The sequence below is a fragment of the Sphingomonas sp. GV3 genome, assembly GCF_031082075.1.
In the GTDB taxonomy this organism is placed as follows: domain Bacteria; phylum Pseudomonadota; class Alphaproteobacteria; order Sphingomonadales; family Sphingomonadaceae; genus Sphingomonas; species Sphingomonas beigongshangi.
This window is the reverse complement of sequence record NZ_JARWLE010000001.1, coordinates 2,606,248-2,623,020: the sequence shown is the minus strand read 5'-3', so window position 1 is coordinate 2,623,020 and position 16,773 is coordinate 2,606,248. Positions and strand designations below refer to the sequence as shown.

The following is a 16,773-nucleotide window of genomic DNA, read 5'->3' as shown; positions in this document are numbered from 1 at the left end:
GCAAACCGACCGCGTCCCGTCAGCCGTGAAGCAGGACGATCGTCGCACCGCCGGCGCCGCAGCGTCTCCTCCCGGTCCTGAGGCCGAAGCCGGGTCTGGCGGTGAGCGGATGCTCCTCGCATCGGTGCTGGAGAACCTGCCCCTCGGCGTCGGCGTCTATGACCCCGCGGGAAATCTCGTCCAGTCGAACCAGTGCCTGCGCGACTATATGGGGGTCGCTCACCTGCCCTCTGGGGATCCCCAAAGCGCGAGACGCTGGCGCGCCTATGCCGCCGATGGCAGCCCGATCGCGCCGGAGGATTATCCCGGGGCGAAGGCGCTGCGTGGCGAGCAGGCGATGCCGGGCACGGACTTCCTGTACACCGCCGAGGATGCGCACGCGCGTTGGATGCGGGTGAGCGCCGTCCCGCTAAGGCGAGAGGAATCGCAGACGCGCGGAGCGATCGTCGTGATGCAGGAGGTCGACGACCTGAAGCGCGCCACCGAGCGGATCGCGGCGGCCGGCGCCGAGCTCGCCAGCCAGACACGGTTCCTCGAGGCGACGCTGTCGTCGATTCCCGATTACGTCTATGCGTTCGATCGGCAGCGGCGCTTCGTCTACGCCAATCCCGCCATGCTGGCCCTGTTCGGCCTGTCTGCAGGCGAGATGCGCGGCAAGACCTTCGCCGCATTGGATTATCCGGCGGCGCTTGCCCGGCACCTGAACGATCACATCGATCGCATCTTCGCCAAAGGGGCGACGATCGAGGACGAGGTTTTCTACGAAAGTCCGACGGGGCACGCTGCCTATTTCGCATATCTCTGGGGCCCGGTGCTCGCTGGCGACGGGACCGTCGAACTGGTGGTCGGCGTATCGCGAGACACCAGCGAGCGCCGCGCGATCGAGGAGGAGATCCGGCGTACGGCCGCAAGGCTGCGCGCCGCAACCGACCTGGTCGGCCTGGGCATCTATGCCTGGGATCCGGCTGCGAACACCCTGGACTGGGACGAGCGGGTGCGGGCGATGTGGGGACTGCCGCCGGACGCGCCGGTCGACCAGACCGTCTTCGAAGCGGGTATCCATCCCGACGACCGCGCGCGCGTCCGCGAGGCGATCGCCGCCTGCGCCGATCCGGCCGGCGACGGTCGCTATGCCATCGAATACAGGGTGATCGGACGTGAGAGGACCGCATCGTCCGGCATATCGCCACATCCGGCCGGACGTCGTTCGAAAACGGGCGGGCAGTGGCCTTCATCGGTGCCGCGATCGACGTGTCCGAACAGCGCCGCAACGAGGCCGCCGTCCGCGCCAGCGAGGCGCAGTTCCGCAGTTTCGCGGAGCATAGCAGCAATCTGCTCTGGATCGCCGATCCAGAGAAGGACACGATCATCTATCGCAGTGCCGCTTTCGAGCGCATCTGGGGCGAGCCATGTGAAGCCGCGCCCGTCGCGATCGACCGCTGGATGGAGGACGTCCATCCCGAGGATCGCGCGAGCGTCGCGCGGGCGCTTGCTACCGTCAAGGCGGGCGAGGTGGCGCAATATGAGTATCGCGTCGTCCGCCCGAAGGATGGCGGCATCCGCTGGTTGCGGGATATCAGCTTTCCGATCCGCGACGACCACGGATCCATCACGCGGATCGGCGGCATCGCCGAAGATCTGACCCAGGACGATGGCCGGCACGTCTATGTCGTCAGCAGCACCGCGACGACCGCGCGGCGGCTCGCCGAACTGGTCCGGGGCATGGACTATCACGTCCGCATCTTCGACAGCGCGCTGGCGTTCCTCGACATCGCACCGGTCCTGGCATCGGGTTGCGTGCTGGTCGACCTGCGCAAGCGGCGCGATGACGGCCTGTCGGTGTTGCGCGAGCTCAAGGCGCGATCGATCGCGCTTCCCGCCATCGCGCTCGATCGCGGCGATGCCGCGGTGACCCATGTCGTCGGCGCGATGAAGGCCGGAGCGATCGACTATCTCGCGGTCGGCAACGAGCGCGAGCTCATCGAGCGGCTTGCCGCCGCCCTGCCCGACTGCCGCGCGACCCTGCGGCCCACCGCGCGCGAAGACAGCGCCGGCGCGCAGGTGGCGCGACTGACGCCGCGCGAGCGCGAGGTGCTCGTCGGACTGGTGGAAGGTGGTACCAACAAGACCATCGCGCAGGTGCTCGGCATCAGTCCGCGAACGGTCGAACTGCATCGTGCGCAGGTGATGGCCAAATTGGGGTCCGGCACCCTGACCGAACTCGTGCAGGTCGCCCTCGCGGCCGGAATTGCGCCAGCCGGCCATAGTCCCAGATTGCGTAGGACTACCTAGGACACCACCGGGTGACGGACCGGCCGGCCGGCGACCATAGATGCCGCACACAGCATGGCAGAGCCTTATGTTCGACGCTCAGACGAGGGAAGCTGGCGATTGCGTGCGGGACATGCGTCGGCCATATCGCCGCTATGGCGCGGCGTCCTATCCCGACGCGGGCGCCGCGCGCGATCTCCTGCTGCGACGGCTTGGCGCCCTCGTCCCCGCCGACGAATCGCTGGCGGATGAGCTTCCGCACGCCATAACCGACGTCCATTCGACGCCACATCGCCAGGCCGTCATCGAGCCCGCGGGGCGCTCGCACCTGCGGGTCCTCGTCGACGGCTGGCTCTTGCGGGCAGCCTATCTACACGACGGCGCCTGCCAGATCACCGAAATCCTCGTCCCCGGCGATCTCTCGACCCGCTTCACGTCTGGTGGCGATCCCGCCTCGGTTCTCGTCGCGTGCGGCGCCGCCAGGATCGCGATGCTGGATCTCGACGCGCTGTCGCCACCGGCGCGGACCGTGATGGAACAGGGCCTTCATATGGCGCGGCGCGAAGAGGTTCGCCGTCTGCACACGCGGCTCGTGACCATCGGCCGCCGCGACGCCCGCGCGCGCCTCGCGCAATTCATGGCGGAGACCTACGCCCGACTGGCCGCCGTCGGCCTTGCCGAGGATGGATGTTTCGAATGCCCGTTGACCCAGGAACAGCTGGGGGATTCCCTCGGCCTCACGCCCGTTCACGTCAATCGCACCCTGCGGCGATTGTACGAAGAGGGTGTGATGGCGATGAGCAGGCGGCGCATCGAGATCTTCGATCTGGCGCAACTGGAATACGCCTGAAGACGCCAGCCGGTTCGGGACCGCCAGGACGCGCGTCCGATGGCGCAGCGACGCGCCCCGGCGGCGTTCAGCGAACGCGCGACGCCGGCACACGATGTCGAGTCTTAGCCGTTCCGACCGCGGATAGCGGACAGCGGGTTGCCACGATCAAGACAGCCGGTTTTCAGCGCGACCGCCATCTGCAGATCTCCAGCGAATCTATCAGCGTCCACCGCCACGGCGTGACGGATTTAGGCTCGGCGATCGAGTGCCGTACCATAACCGGAGGTGGCCGACCCACCAGCCCGTGGCGGTGCCCTCGCTTGATCGGGAGTGGTGCCGCTTACAGGACTCGAACCTGTGACCCCCGCATTACGAATGCGATGCTCTACCAACTGAGCTAAAGCGGCACGGGCGGCGCGTGGGCCGCTCGGGTGAGGCGGGCGATTAGCAGGGTCGTGGCGGCCTGACAAGCGGCCGCTCGCATCGGCCGACGCGGAAGGACGAGCGCGCATTACGCCCGCGCCTTTACGCCCCGTTTACCAAACGGGGTGCACAAGCCTGTGTCACGAGGGGTTTTTTATTGCCCCGGCGTCAAGAGGGTCTTGGGGAATGGATACGGGCGGATTCGACCAGCAGCGTACCGATGGCGAGGAAGAAGGCGCGCGTTTCGCCGCGTCTTTGCCGTCGGCGGCGGGAGCCACCGGTACCGATCCGGGTGAGGACACCGACCCGGACGGTATCGACGACGGCCTCGACGACGGCGGCACGGATGTCGACGAAGGCGGCGTGACCGATTCCGGCTTCGACATCGGCGGCGACGAACGGCGTATGCATGTACGCGCCTACAATCACTGGGTGTCCCTGCTGAAAGGGCGCCCCTATCCGCCGATCGACGAACTCGATCCGGCGAATATCGTCGACTTTGGCCCGCACAGCGTGCTGCTCGACTTCACGGCCGGGCTCGAGGATCCGTCGATCGCCTATCTCGGCCGCACGCTGCGCGAGGAATGCGGGCTGGAAAGCAGCATCACGCGGATCGCCGACGTGCCCGGCCGCTCGCTGCTGTCGCGGCTGACCGACCATTATCTGCAGATCATCGCGAACCGCGCGCCGATCGGGTTCGAGGCGGAGTTCGTCGGCACGCGCGGCCGCACGACCCTCTACCGCGGCATCCTGATGCCCTTCTCGTCCGACGGCGAGGCGATCGACTTCATCTATGGCGTGATCAACTGGAAGGAGATGGTCGACGACGCGACCCAGGCGACGCTCGACGCGGAGCTGGTCGCCGCGATCCGCGCCGCGCCCAAGCCTGCCGCCGATGCCGCGATCTGGGCGGACGGACCGAGCCACGCCGCCGAGCTCGAGGTCGGCGCGCTTCCGGCCTTCCCCATCGAGGAGCCGCCGCTCACCGGCACGCTCGGCGACCGCCTGATGATGGCACGCGAAAGCGCCGCAGCGGTACGCGCCGCCGACACGCGCGGCCGCGCCGCGCTGTATCGCGCGCTCGGCCGTGCCCATGACTTCGCGCTCGCCGCCGATTCGGACGCCGAGGGCCTGGCCGCGCTGCTCGCCGCCGCCGGGCTGAAGGCGCAGCCGCGCGCACCGATGACGCCGATCGTCAAGCTCGTCTTCGGCACCGATTACGACAAGACGCGCATCGCCGAATATGCCGCCGTGCTCGGCCATGCCCGCCGCCTTGCCGTGCCGGCCGGGGGCCTCTCCGCCATGCTCGACGCGACAGAGGGCGGCATCAAGGCCATCGTCGCCGCCGAGCGGGCGGCACGCCGCCCCGCCAAGTCGCCCGATGTGTTCGATCGGGCTGCCGCGGAACTGCGCGCGCTGCCGGTGCTGGGCAAGCTCGCGATCGGCGCGGGTACCGAGGAGTTCGTGCTGCTGCTCGCCCGGGCGGCCGGCGGCGATTCGGTCGAGGTGATCAAGCGGGTCGACAACAAGGCGCTCGTCGCGTCCGCACTCAAGAAGGCGGCCGCGTGATGCGAGCCAACAAGCAATAAAGCCACATCCCGCGGATAGTTCCTTTCCGATCCGCGAAATTATTGCACTGCGGCAAGTCTTGAGGTTGACCGCCGACGGGCGCATAGGCGCGCCCATGGCCGACCAAGACAAGAGCATGGCCGCGGCGCTTGCCGCCAGGCTGACCAAGGGCGCGCTGCCGGGAGAGTTGAAGGGCTTCGGAGACGCCGAGCGCGCCGCCGCGGCCACCTTCGTCGCGCAGACCGCCGCCACCCGCCCCGCGGGCACCGCCGCCATCGCGCTGGAGCCGATCGCGTCCGACGACACGCGCCGCCGGATGCGGCTGGCGATCGTCAACGACGACATGCCGTTCCTGGTCGATTCGATCGCGGCGGCGATTGGCGCGCAGGATCTCGACATCGACCGCGTCATCCATCCGGTCGTCCGCGTCAGCCGCGACACCGACGGATCGCTGATCGACATCGGCGGCGCCGGCATTCCCGAATCGATGATCTACATCGAGATGGAACGGGCCGACGCGCGCGACCGGCGCGGGCTGGTCGACGATCTGACCGCGGTCCTGGCCGACGTCCGCGCCGCGGTGGCGGACTGGCCCGCGCTGCAGCGCGCGATGGCACGCGACGAGGCCGCTTTGCCGCAGGGCGAGGGCGCGCAGCTGCTGCAATGGTTCCTCGACGGGCATTTCACGCTGCTTGGCCACCAGAACTGGAATCGGGACGGCAGCGCGGGCGAAGCGCTGGGCATCGCCCGCCATCCGCACGACGTGCCCGTCCTTGCCGAGGCGAGCCGCGCGCTCGCCTTCGACTGGTTCGAACAGGGCAACGATGCGCCGCTGCTCCTCAAGTCCAGCCTGATCAGCACGGTGCATCGCGCCGTACCGCTCGACCTGGTCGTGGTGCCGATCGTCGAGAATGGCGCGATCACCGGCCTGTCGATCCACGCCGGTCTGTGGACCAGCGCCGCGCTGCAGGCGGCGCCGCGCGACGTACCGATGCTGCGCGCGCGCCTGTCCGCGCTCAAGGCCAAGTTCGGCTTCGATCCGAAGGGGCATGCGGGCAAGGCGCTGACGCACGCGCTCACCGCGCTGCCGCACGATCTGGTCATCGCCTTCGACGCCGCCGCGCTGGAGGACGTGGTGTTGACCGCGATGAGCCTGGCGGATCGGCCGCGGCCGGCGCTGGTGCTGGTCCGCTCCGCGCTCGGCCGGCATCTGTTCGCCTTCGCCTGGCTGCCGCGCGACGACCTCACCACGGCGCGCCGCGTCGCGATCGGCCAGATGCTGGCGGAGGCGGCGAACGGTTCGATCCTCAACTGGTCGATCAGCCTGGACGATGGCGTCGTCGCGCTGCTGCGCTACACGATCGACCTGCGCGGCGCCGGCCGCATGCCCGACACCGCGCCGCTCGCCGACCGGCTGGAGCGGATGGTGCGCGGCTGGGTACCCGCGGTCGAGGCCGCGCTGGTCGCCGACGTCGGACCGGCGCGCGCCGCACGCCTCGCGCTGCGTCATGCCAACGCCTTTCCCCAGGGCTATCGCAACAGCCATTCCGCCGAGGAGGCTGCCGCCGATATCGAGCGGCTTGCCGGGCTGGAGGCGGCGGGCAGCCGCGCGGTGCGCCTCGCCACCCGCGATAGCGCGACGAGGCTCAACATCTATCGCCAGGGCGGCGCTCTCGCGCTGTCGGACGCGGTGCCGGTGCTGGAGAATTTCGGCTTCCGCGTGATCGAGGAGGTGCCGACCGCGCTCGGTGACGATGCGCATTCGTCGATCCACGAATTCCTTGTCGAGGCGAGCGGTCCGCTGTCGTGCGACGCCACGATGCTGGAGGGCGCGATCGCCGCGGTGCTGGAGGGGCGCGCGGAAAATGACGCGTTCAACCGCCTGATCGTCGACGTCGGCCTCAGCCCGCAGGCGGTCGTGCTGCTGCGCGCCTGGTTTCGCTACCTGCGCCAGGCGGGCCTGACCTACGGCCTCACCACGGTAGTCGACGCCCTGCGCCGCGCGCCGAAGGTCGCCAATGCGCTGATCGCGCGCTTCGCCGCCACCCATGATCCCGCGGGTACGGGCGATCCGCATGCCGCCGATGAGGCGATCGAGCGCGGGCTGGATGCCGTCTCCGCGATCGACGACGACCGCATCCTGCGCGCCTATCGGCATCTGATCGCCGCGACGCTGCGCACCAACGCCTTTGCCCCGGCGGCGGCCGAGGCGCTGGCGTTCAAGCTGGACAGCCACCTGATCCCCGGCCTGCCCGCGCCCGTGCCGTGGCGCGAGATCTGGGTATACAGCCCCCGCGTAGAGGGCATCCACTTGCGCGCCGGACCGGTCGCGCGCGGCGGCCTGCGCTGGTCGGACCGGCGCGACGACTTCCGCACCGAGATCCTCGGCCTGATGAAGGCGCAGAGGGTCAAGAACGCGGTGATCGTGCCGACCGGCGCGAAGGGCGGCTTCTATCCCAAGCAGCTCCCCTCCCCCGCCGTCGACCGCGATGCCTGGCTGGCGGAAGGGACCGAAAGCTACCGCATCTTCATCCGCTCGCTGCTGTCGATCACCGACAACATCGTCGAGGGCAAGGTCGTGCATCCCGAGGACGTGCGCATCCTCGACGGCGAGGATCCCTATTTCGTCGTCGCGGCGGACAAGGGCACCGCGACGTTCAGCGACGTCGCCAACGCACTGGCGCTGGAGCGCGACTTCTGGCTGGGCGACGCCTTCGCCAGCGGCGGCAGCGTCGGCTACGACCACAAGGCGATGGGCATCACCGCGAAGGGCGCCTGGGTTTCCGTCCAGCGCCATTTCACGGAACGCGGGCTGGATGTGCAGTCGGAGAGCATCCGCGTCGTCGGCTGCGGCGACATGTCGGGCGACGTGTTCGGCAACGGCATGCTGCTGTCGAAAGCGATCAAGCTGGTCGCCGCCTTCGACCACCGTCACATCTTCATCGATCCCGATCCCGATCCGGCGACGAGCTGGAACGAGCGGGCACGCATGTTCGCGCTGCCGCGGTCGAGCTGGGCGGACTATGACGCCACGCTGATCAGCAAGGGCGGCGGCGTCTGGGCGCGCAGCGAGAAGAGCATCAAGCTGTCCGACGAGGCGCGCGCCGCGCTCGGCCTGACGCAAAGCGAGATGGACCCGGCCAGCCTGATCTCCGCGATCCTGAAGGCGCCCGCCGACCTGCTCTGGTTCGGCGGCATCGGCACCTATGTGAAGGCGGCGGCGGAGAACAACGCCGCGGTCGGCGATCCCGCCAACGATCGATTGCGCGTCAATGCCGAGGACCTGCGCGTCATCGCCGTCGGCGAGGGTGCGAACCTGGGCGTGACGCAGGCGGCGCGGATCGCGTTCAGCCAGCGTGGCGGCCGGATCAACACCGACTTCATCGACAATTCGGCAGGCGTCGACTGCTCAGACAACGAGGTCAACATCAAGATCGCGTTGAACCGCGAGATGATCGAGGGCCGGCTGGGCTTCGAGGATCGCAACGCGCTGCTCGCGAGCATGACCGACGACGTCGCGCATATCGTGCTGGAGGACAATCGCCTGCAGACGCTGGCGCTGTCGATCGCGGAGGCGGACGGCGCCGCGGCGATCCCCAGCTATGTCAGGCTCATCGAGATCTTCGAGGGTGCGGGCCGTCTCGACCGCGCCGTCGAGGGGCTGGCCGGAAACGACGATCTGCTGCGCCGCGGCCTCGAAGGCCATGGCCTGACCCGGCCCGAACTCGCCGTGCTGCTCGCCACGGCCAAGCTCGCGCTGCAGGACGGGATCGAGCATGCGCCGCTGGCGATGGCGCCCGAGCTTGCGCCTGATCTGCACGCCGCTTTCCCGCCCGCGATGCGCACCCGCTTCGCCAAGGCGATCGACGAGCATCGCCTGCGCGGCCAGATCGTCGCGACCAAGCTCGCCAACCGCATCGTCAACCGGCTGGGCGTGCTCTATCCGTTCGAGCTGGCCGAGGAGGAAGGCGCCAGCATCGCCGATATCGCGGCGATGTTCGTCGTCGCGGAGCGGCTGTTCGGGCTCGATGCGCTCTGGGCGGAGATCGAGGCCGCCCCGGTCGCCGAGGGCGCCCGCATCGCGCTGTTCAACGAGGTCGCGGTGGCGACGCGATCGCACATCGCCGACCTGCTGCGCGCGGTCGCACCGGGCACGCCGCCGCAGGCGGTGCTCGACCGGGTCGGCAAGCGCGTCGCGCAGCTTGAGGCGCAGACCGCCTCGCTGCTGCTCGAGGAGGCGAGCGCGCAGAGCGCGCGCATCGCGGCGGAGCTGGAAGCGGCGGGCGCGCCGGCCGATCTGGCGCGGCGCGTCGTGCGACTGTTCGAGATGGACGGCGTCATCGGCCTCGCCTCGCTGGGCGAACGGCAGGGGATCGACGAGGTCGAGCTGACCCGCGCCTTCACGCATCTGGGTCAGGCGCTCGGCCTCGACTGGGCGCAGGGCGTGGCCGCGCGAATCGTGTCGAGCGATCCGTGGGAGCGGCTGCTGCTCGCCGGTCTTGCGCGGGATTTCCAGCAGTTGCGGCTGGAGTTCCTCGCGCGGGGCGGCAAGGCGCCGCGGCAGGCCGCCGACGACTGGCTTGCCGCCAATGCGGCGCGCGTCGGCCAGTTCAAGGCGGTGATCGATCGCGCCCGCCATGCCGCGCAACCCAGCGCGGCCATGCTGGCGCAGATCGCGGGCCAGGCGCGGGTGCTGCTGGGGCGGTAGAAGCGCGTAGCACCGGGCCCACCGCGGGCCGTCGCCACCGCTGCTCCCCTCCCCCTCAGGGGAGGGGCCGGGGGTGGGGCATTTCCGCTAGCAGCGCGCTTCCCACGACGCGACGACCCACCCTCTGAAGAACGGGAAGGGAGATGCCGCTCAGCCGCGCGCCACGCGCGTGCCCCGCTGTTTCGCCGCGAGCTCGGCCTTCCAGCCCCGCGCGCGCCACCACATGATGACGCCGGTCACCGCCAGCGCCGCCGGCAGCAGGCCGCCAAGGAAAATGATCGTCTGCCACACCGGCCCCATGCCGGTACCGTCGTGGATGCGGCGCATCGTCCGCGCGAGGCCGGCCTGTGCCCGCGCCGGCGTGGCGACGGCGACGCCGCTGTCGTCCGCCACCTTGACGCTGACGCCGCCGGCATAGCCGAGCGTCCAGTCGGCGCTCTTCTCCGTGGGCCAGGTGATCGACGCCAGGTCGCCGCGCGCCGCCCCCGCCGCATCGGCGACCGCCGCCTCCGGCGTCAGCGCGGCGCGCGCGACGGGTGGCGCCCGCATCGCGGCGCGCGGATCGGGGCCGCGCGGCCGGGCTTCGCCGCTCAGCGCGCCGAAAAAGGCGGGAAAGCTGATCCACGCGCCGGTCAGCGACAGCACGAACAGCGGCAGCGCCACCCAGAACCCGAACAGATAGTGCAGGTTGGTGTCGGTGTTGCGATGCCGGCGCCAGCGCAGCCCCCGCACCCACTTGCCCACCGTCGGCCACCACAGCCACAGGCCGGTGAAGCTCGACACCATCATGGCGACGCCGATCCAGCCGACCACCTGGCGCCCGACCCCGGGCAATTGCAGGCTGCCGTGCAGCACGTGCAGGAAGCGGACGAGTCCCGCGTTGCGCGGCAACACCTCCAGCACGCGCGCCGTCGGGGGATCGAGATAGACCATGGTCCGGGCCGGCGGTCCCCCACGCGACGCCCCCGCCGCGGCAGGCGCCGCCGCGACGACCACGGGGCCTCGGCCGTCGGGCAGACTCAGCTGCGCGATGCGGTCGCCCGCCTTGAGCACGCGCGCCGCCGCCGTGACATAGGCCGATGGGGTCAGCAACGTGTCGCCGGTCACCGCATAGCGCGCCGGATTGGCGATCCGGTCGAGCGGCTCGTCCCACACCAGCGCGGCGCCGGACAGGGACAAAGGCACGATCAGGATCGCCAGGACGAGGCCGATCCATTTGTGGACCTGGAACCAGGTACGGCGCCACGCCAGTCTGTTCATCATCGTCTCCGCCCGGACACCTTCCGGGTCGCATGGGCGGTATTGCCCGTCAATCGCATCAGCTGTCCGCCCAGCGGCGGAGCAGATTGTGGTAGACACCGGTTAGTCGCAGCACCGCCGGCGCGTCCTGCCCCATGGTCGTCGCAGCGGCCTGCACGCCCTGGTCCAGCTCGAACAGCAATCGCCGTGCGCCATCGTCGCGGACCATGGATTCGATCCAGAAGAAGGAGGCAACGCGTGCGCCCCGCGTCACCGGCGTGACGCGGTGCAGGCTCGACGCAGGATAAAGCACCATATGGCCAGAGGGCAGCTTGACCGACTGTGGCCCGAACTGGTCCTCGATCACCAGTTCGCCGCCGTCATAGGCGTCCGGATCCTCAAGGAAGAGCGTCGCCGAGAGATCGGATCGGATGCGGAAATCGGTGCCGCGCTTCATCCGGATCGCATTGTCGACGTGGAGGCCGAAGTCCTGACCGCCCGCATAGCGGTTGAACAGCGGCGGAAAGACCTTGCGCGGCAGCGCCGCGGCGACGAACAGCGGCGACCGGCCGAGCGCGTCGAGGACCATGGCACCGGCCTGGCGCGCGGCGGCACCGTCTTCCGGCAATTGCGCGTTGCGCTTGGCGAGCGCCGCCTGCGGGCCCGAGGTCGCGTTGCCGTCAATCCAGTCGGCGGCGTCGATCACGGCGCGCAGGGCAACGATCTCGTCACGGGTCAGCACGTCGGGGATGGCGATCAGCATGGGTCCCTCGGTCTCCTGCCCGCGCCCTTCCGAGAAATCGAAGGCGCGGGCAAGAGTTCGCTTGAGATCAGAAACTGTAGAACAGGCTGAGCACCGCCTGCCGCCGGTCGCCCGGCATCGCCCAGCCGCCCGTTACCACACCATTTGCGTTCAAATTGTTGCGCACATTGGTTAAATACTTTTCGTCGGTGAGATTCTGGATGTTAAGCTGCGCGGTGAGGCCGCCACCGAACGTATAGGCCAGATAGGCGCGGTGGATCAGATAGTCGGGCGCGCGCAGCACGCTGCCGTTTGCCAGGACCGGCGCATAGGTGGTGAAAGAGCCCTGATAGGTCAGCCCATAACCGACCTCGAGCCCGAACGGCAGTTTGTAGGTGGTGAACAGGCTGCCCGCATGTTTCGGTGTCTGGATCAGCGGCGCGCCCGCCTGCGGATCGGGCACCGCCGCGCTGTTGCCGCACCCCGCCGTGCCGGGCCGTGCCAGGCACAGGTCGGACACCGACTGCAGCACCTTGCCGTCGAGATAGGTGTAATTAGCGAAGATCGTCCAGTCCCGCGTGACGTTGCCCGACACGCCGAGCGCTACGCCGTCGACGCGGCTGCGTCCGTCGAGCACCTGCAACGTGGGCAGGGCCGGGTCATTGGACGGCACGCGATAATTGGTCCGCTCGTTGCGGAACAGCGCCGCGGTCAGCTCCAGCCGACGGTGCAACAGGCCCGCCTTCACGCCGACCTCGTAATTGCGCGCCGTCTCCGGGGCGACGGCACAGCTGTCGGTGACGATGGCGTTCGACACGCTGACGCAGCCCAGCCGCACCGTCGCCGAGGACGGCGTCTTCGCGATCCCATAGCCCGCATACAGGCTGACGTCCTTCACCGGGTGGAACACCGCGCCCGCACGCCACGAGAACAGCCGTTCGCGATTGACCTGCGGCGCCAGCTGCGCGGGCAGCGGCTGCGTCACGCCGGGGGCGGCATTGGGGATCGGCAGGCTGCGGAATTCCGCCTTCTGATATTCCCAGCGCACGCCGCCGTTGATCTCGAAATAGCGGCCGAGCTCCAGCGTGTCGAAGGCGTAGACGGCGACATTCTGCATAGTCGATCGCGACTGCGCCGTGGTGACGTAGTTGGTGCCGCCACGCCACATGCTGTCGGGGGCCGCGATCGACAGCAATGGCAGCGACGCGAGCGCCGACCCGTCTGGGTTGCGCAGCAGCGACCCAGTGGTGATGCGATAATCTTCGACCATCGCGATCGCGCCGATGTCGGCGACGTTGCGGATGCCGCCGCGCATGCCATGGTCCAGCCGGATGTCGACCTGGTCGGCGAACAGCTGGTTCTCCTGGTCGCGGACCAGACCGCGCGGGCCGGAGGGCAGCCACTGGCCGGCGGGGATGGTCAGCGGCCTTCCGGCCACGGTCGTCGTGCAGGCGAGGCCGGTCGTGCTCGTCGGGCTGGTCGTGATCGGCTGCAACCCGGTGCCCGCGAGGCAGAATGTGCCCTGCGGCGCGCTGGTAACGCTATACTGGCCGACGCGCTGCCACCGCGTCAGGTTGCGCACCGACACATGGTCGTCGACCTGGTGGCGCAGCGTCGCGGTGAACCGGTCGACGGTGATCCGCTGCGTGTCGAGGTTGCTGTAGCCGTAATAGCCACTGCGGGTCGTCCCCGGCACGAGGCCGTCGACGATCGCATTGTGGACATAGGGCACGCCATACAGGGGCGTGTTGCGGTCCTCCTGGTGGACATAGGCCAACGTCAGGCTGGTCGGGCCGCCGATGCCGATCGTAACCGCGGGCGCGACGCCCCAGCGCTCGTACTTCTCGACATCGCGGCCGGGCACGTCGTTGTGGTGGTAGACCGCGTCGAGTCGCGCCGCGATCCCGTCGCGGATGCGCAGGTTCGAATCGAGCGCGGCGCGATAGTAATTGTCGGTGCCGACCGCGGCCTGTGCGATCGTCAGATCCTCCGGACGCGGCTCCTTGCTGACCAGGTTGATCGTGCCGCCGACGCTGCCCGACCCGTTGAACACGGAATTGGCGCCATTGTAGACTTCGATCTGCTGCAGGTTGAACGGATCGGTACGGCTGTATTGCGCGCTGTCGCGGATGCCGTCGACCGTGATGTCGGTGTTGGCCGAATAGCCGCGCAGATTGATGCTGTCGCCATAGCCGCCGCCGCCCTCGCCCGCGCCGAAGGTGATGCCGGGGATCGTCTGCAGCGCGTCGCGAAGTGTCTGCAGGTTCTGCTTGCGCAGCACCTGGTCCGAGATGACGGTGATCGTCTGCGGCGTATCCAGGATCGACGCCGTCGCCTTCGGACTTTCGACGCTGTTGGGTGCCTTTTCCGCCGTGCCGGTGACCACGATGTCGTCGCGGTCGATGCGGCGTCGCCCGTCCTGATCCTTGTCCGCCGCGCTGGCCGGCGCCGAGGCGATGAAGCCGACGCAGGACAGGGCAAGGAACGAAGCAGTGAAGCGCGACATGAAATCCCCCAATCGCAGTGATCGAGCGCGCTGCTATTGCGACGAATTCGCAGAGTCAATGCTATTGCGATTTATTCTCACATTTTCGGGTTGCTTTCGTTCGCGAACAGCCAGCTGCGCAGCGCGCTCGCCAGGTTCGCGGGCGCGCGATCGGCGATGCGCAGGACGTCGATCTCCGCGACGAGCGCGCTCAGTGGCAGCGTGCGGCTGGCCGCCGCCCGCTCGAGCGCGCGCCAGAAGATGGGCTCCAGGCTGATCGAGGTCTGGTGGCCTGCGATCGTGATCGACCGTTTGACCGGGCCCTGGAAGCCGCCGGGCGGGGGGGAAAGAGACATGGGCACCGTGTAGCGACTATGGCCGGCATCGCCCATGCCCCGGCGAACGAACCGTCCGCGACGGCCCTCGACGGGAGCGATCACCGCAGCCATGCGTTACACTGCCGCAACGAATACGGGCGCGGTCGACGCGCGAAAGGGACCCCAAGTGACGATCGAACGCCGGCACGTCGAAAACGGCGGCCTCATCCTGTTCCTGATGCTGATCACCGCCGGCCTGATCCTGATCGTGTCGGGATTTGCGGGCGCATTGCTATGGGCGGCGCTCGCGGCCCTGCTGTTCCAGCCCTTGTTCCAGCGGCTGCTGCGGCGCTGGCCGACACGCCGCAACATCGCCGCGACGGTAACGCTGCTGATCATCACCGTCGCGGTCGTCATCCCCGCACTGGTTCTCGCCAGCCTCGTCGTCGAACAGGCGGCGGGGGTCTATACGCAGATGCGCAGCGGCCAGATCAATTTCGCCGCCTATTTCCAGCAGGTCCACGACGCCTTGCCGATACGGCTGCGTGATGCCCTCGATCACGCGGGTTATGGCAGCCTCGAACGCGCGCAGGCTCGCCTGTCGCAGGCGATCGGCAGCAGCGCGAGCCAGCTCGCGCGTCGCGCCTTCTCGCTCGGCGCCAATGCGGCGGCGTTCCTTCTCGCCTTCGGCGTCGGCCTCTACGTCACCTTCTTCCTGCTCCGCGACGGCGAGCATATCGGCCCCGCGGTGGTGCGCGCGCTGCCGCTGGAGCCATCCGTCGCCCGGCGCGTCGCCGACAAGTTCGTCGCGGTGACCCGCGCCACGATCAAGGGGTCGGGCGTCGTCGCGCTGGTGCAGGGCGCGCTGGGCGCGATCACCTTCTGGATCGTCGGCCTGCCCGCAGCATTGCTCTGGGGCGTGCTGATGGCGATCGCAGCGCTGCTGCCCGCCGTCGGGCCGGCGATCATCTGGGGACCCGTGGCGATCTACCTGCTCGCCACCGGCGCGATCTGGCAGGCGGTGGTCGTGGTGCTGTCGGGCGTGCTGGTCATCGGACTCGCCGACAATATCCTCAGGCCGATCCTGGTCGGGCGCGATACCGGGCTGCCGGACTGGCTGGTGCTCGTGACGACGCTGGGCGGGATCGACGCGCTGGGGCTGAGCGGCATCGTCATCGGCCCGCTGGTCGGCGCGTTGTTCCTTACCGGCTGGGCGGTGCTCACCGAACAGCGGCTCGGCGAACCCGCGGGCGCGGCGGAGGCGCAATAGCATGGCACGATCCCGCCAAGGCGTTCTGATCAAAGCATTTGCCAAGCCGCACGCTGTCGGCGCAAGCATGGCCGCTCAGGGCTGGCGGAACGGGGGTAGCAGATGACGAAGGCGTTCGGTCTGACCTTGGCGGCGGCAATGCTGGCGGCCGCGACGCCCGCCTTCGCGCAGGACGATCCGCGTTTCTGCCCGACGCGGCCGAGCCTCGGCGGTTCGAGCTGCACCACCGAGCCGGGCCGCCTCCATATCGAGGTCTCGACGCTGGACTGGCAGCGCGACGACCAGCCCGACCAGCGCGAGGACCGTATCGTGACGGCCGACCTGCTGGCGCGGCTCGGCGTCGGCAAGGATACCGAGCTTCAGCTCGAATGGGTCGGCTATGGCCGCGACCGGACGCGCGACAAGGCCGCGGGGACGGTCGACACCGTCACCGGCACGGGCGACCTGACCTTCGCGGTCCGCGAGCATCTGGCGGGGGAGAAGGGAAAGCCCTTTTCCGCCGGCGTCCAGCTGTACGTCACCGCGCCCACCGGCCGTTATCCGATCGGCGCGGGGACCTGGTCGACGGGCGTGATCATCCCGCTCCAGTACGACCTGACGGAAAAGGTCGCGGTTGCGGTGACCGGCGAGGCGGACGCCGCCGCCAACCAGTCGGGCGACGGCCGCCACCTCGCGTACAGCGAGATCACCGGCCTGCGCTACAAGTTCACGGAAAGCGTCACCGCCACGGCGGAACTCGCCCTCGAACGCGACGACGACCCCGCAGGGCACGAAACGATGGCCTCGGCCGCGCTATCGGCGGCGTGGCGCCCGACGAAGGTGCTGCAGCTCGACATCCTCGCCGTCGCCGGCCTCAACCGCGCCGCGCCGGACGTGCGCCTCGTCACCGGCGGCGCGATCCTGTTCTAGAGTTTTGG

General features: G+C 69.2%; 10 protein-coding genes, 1 tRNA gene and 1 pseudogene. 7 read left to right on the top strand and 5 right to left on the bottom strand.

The window, feature by feature from the left end; translation table 11 throughout:
* Nucleotides 1–109: 109 nt before the first annotated feature.
* The 3 genes and pseudogenes from RF701_RS17665 to RF701_RS12580 all read left to right on the top strand — a co-directional run.
* A pseudogene (locus RF701_RS17665) lies at nucleotides 110–1,099 on the top strand (PAS domain-containing protein); the annotation flags it as partial.
* A gap of 125 nt (nucleotides 1,100–1,224) precedes the next feature.
* Complete coding sequence (locus RF701_RS12585; RefSeq protein WP_308815142.1) at nucleotides 1,225–2,292, top strand: LuxR C-terminal-related transcriptional regulator; 1,068 nt, start codon at nucleotides 1,225–1,227, stop codon at nucleotides 2,290–2,292.
* Nucleotides 2,293–2,404: 112 nt separating this feature from the next.
* Nucleotides 2,405–3,121, top strand: coding sequence for a Crp/Fnr family transcriptional regulator (locus tag RF701_RS12580; protein WP_308815141.1), 717 nt, complete (start codon nucleotides 2,405–2,407; stop codon nucleotides 3,119–3,121).
* A gap of 313 nt (nucleotides 3,122–3,434) precedes the next feature.
* Here the strand turns inward: RF701_RS12580 and RF701_RS12575 are convergent.
* Nucleotides 3,435–3,510 (bottom strand) — tRNA-Thr (locus RF701_RS12575).
* Nucleotides 3,511–3,712: 202 nt separating this feature from the next.
* Here RF701_RS12575 and RF701_RS12570 point away from each other — a divergent pair.
* Both RF701_RS12570 and RF701_RS12565 read left to right on the top strand, forming a co-directional pair.
* On the top strand, nucleotides 3,713–5,095 hold the full coding sequence (locus RF701_RS12570; protein WP_308815140.1) for a hypothetical protein: 1,383 nt from the start codon (nucleotides 3,713–3,715) through the stop codon (nucleotides 5,093–5,095).
* A gap of 115 nt (nucleotides 5,096–5,210) precedes the next feature.
* Nucleotides 5,211–9,803: an NAD-glutamate dehydrogenase domain-containing protein gene (locus RF701_RS12565; protein ID WP_308815139.1), complete on the top strand. Its 4,593-nt coding sequence runs from the start codon at nucleotides 5,211–5,213 to the stop codon at nucleotides 9,801–9,803.
* A gap of 150 nt (nucleotides 9,804–9,953) precedes the next feature.
* Here RF701_RS12565 and RF701_RS12560 read toward each other — a convergent pair whose 3' ends face one another.
* The 4 genes from RF701_RS12560 to RF701_RS12545 all read right to left on the bottom strand — a co-directional run bounded on the left by RF701_RS12560 (nucleotide 9,954) and on the right by RF701_RS12545 (nucleotide 14,625).
* On the bottom strand, nucleotides 9,954–11,066 hold the full coding sequence (locus tag RF701_RS12560) for a PepSY-associated TM helix domain-containing protein (protein WP_308815138.1): 1,113 nt from the start codon (nucleotides 11,064–11,066) through the stop codon (nucleotides 9,954–9,956).
* A 55-nt stretch (nucleotides 11,067–11,121) separates the two neighbouring features.
* A complete protein-coding gene (locus RF701_RS12555; protein WP_210357215.1) occupies nucleotides 11,122–11,805 on the bottom strand; it encodes a Fe2+-dependent dioxygenase in 684 nt (227 codons plus the stop codon).
* Nucleotides 11,806–11,872: 67 nt separating this feature from the next.
* Entirely contained in the window at nucleotides 11,873–14,290 is a 2,418-nt protein-coding gene (locus RF701_RS12550; RefSeq protein WP_308815137.1) for a TonB-dependent receptor domain-containing protein, read from the bottom strand.
* Nucleotides 14,291–14,367: 77 nt separating this feature from the next.
* Nucleotides 14,368–14,625, bottom strand: a complete 258-nt coding sequence (locus RF701_RS12545; RefSeq protein ID WP_308815666.1) for a ribbon-helix-helix domain-containing protein — start codon at nucleotides 14,623–14,625, stop codon at nucleotides 14,368–14,370.
* A 199-nt stretch (nucleotides 14,626–14,824) separates the two neighbouring features.
* Here RF701_RS12545 and RF701_RS12540 point away from each other — a divergent pair, with 199 nt between their 5' ends.
* The gene (locus tag RF701_RS12540) at nucleotides 14,825–15,856 is read left to right on the top strand and encodes an AI-2E family transporter (protein ID WP_210357840.1); all 1,032 of its coding nucleotides are present in this window, start codon (nucleotides 14,825–14,827) and stop codon (nucleotides 15,854–15,856) included.
* Between the two features lie 102 nt (nucleotides 15,857–15,958).
* Nucleotides 15,959–16,765, top strand: a complete 807-nt coding sequence (locus RF701_RS12535; protein WP_210357217.1) for a transporter — start codon at nucleotides 15,959–15,961, stop codon at nucleotides 16,763–16,765.
* The last annotated feature ends 8 nt before the right edge of the window (nucleotides 16,766–16,773 follow it).

Coding starts and splice junctions, on each gene's coding strand:
- RF701_RS12580 (WP_308815141.1), top strand. CDS start 2,405: ATGCGTCGGCCATATCGCCGCTATGGCGCGGCGTCCTATCCCGACGCG.
- RF701_RS12570 (WP_308815140.1), top strand. CDS start 3,713: ATGGATACGGGCGGATTCGACCAGCAGCGTACCGATGGCGAGGAAGAA.
- RF701_RS12565 (WP_308815139.1), top strand. CDS start 5,211: ATGGCCGACCAAGACAAGAGCATGGCCGCGGCGCTTGCCGCCAGGCTG.
- RF701_RS12560 (WP_308815138.1), bottom strand. CDS start 11,066: ATGATGAACAGACTGGCGTGGCGCCGTACCTGGTTCCAGGTCCACAAA.
- RF701_RS12555 (WP_210357215.1), bottom strand. CDS start 11,805: ATGCTGATCGCCATCCCCGACGTGCTGACCCGTGACGAGATCGTTGCC.
- RF701_RS12550 (WP_308815137.1), bottom strand. CDS start 14,290: ATGTCGCGCTTCACTGCTTCGTTCCTTGCCCTGTCCTGCGTCGGCTTC.
- RF701_RS12545 (WP_308815666.1), bottom strand. CDS start 14,625: ATGTCTCTTTCCCCCCCGCCCGGCGGCTTCCAGGGCCCGGTCAAACGG.
- RF701_RS12540 (WP_210357840.1), top strand. CDS start 14,825: ATGCTGATCACCGCCGGCCTGATCCTGATCGTGTCGGGATTTGCGGGC.
- RF701_RS12535 (WP_210357217.1), top strand. CDS start 15,959: ATGACGAAGGCGTTCGGTCTGACCTTGGCGGCGGCAATGCTGGCGGCC.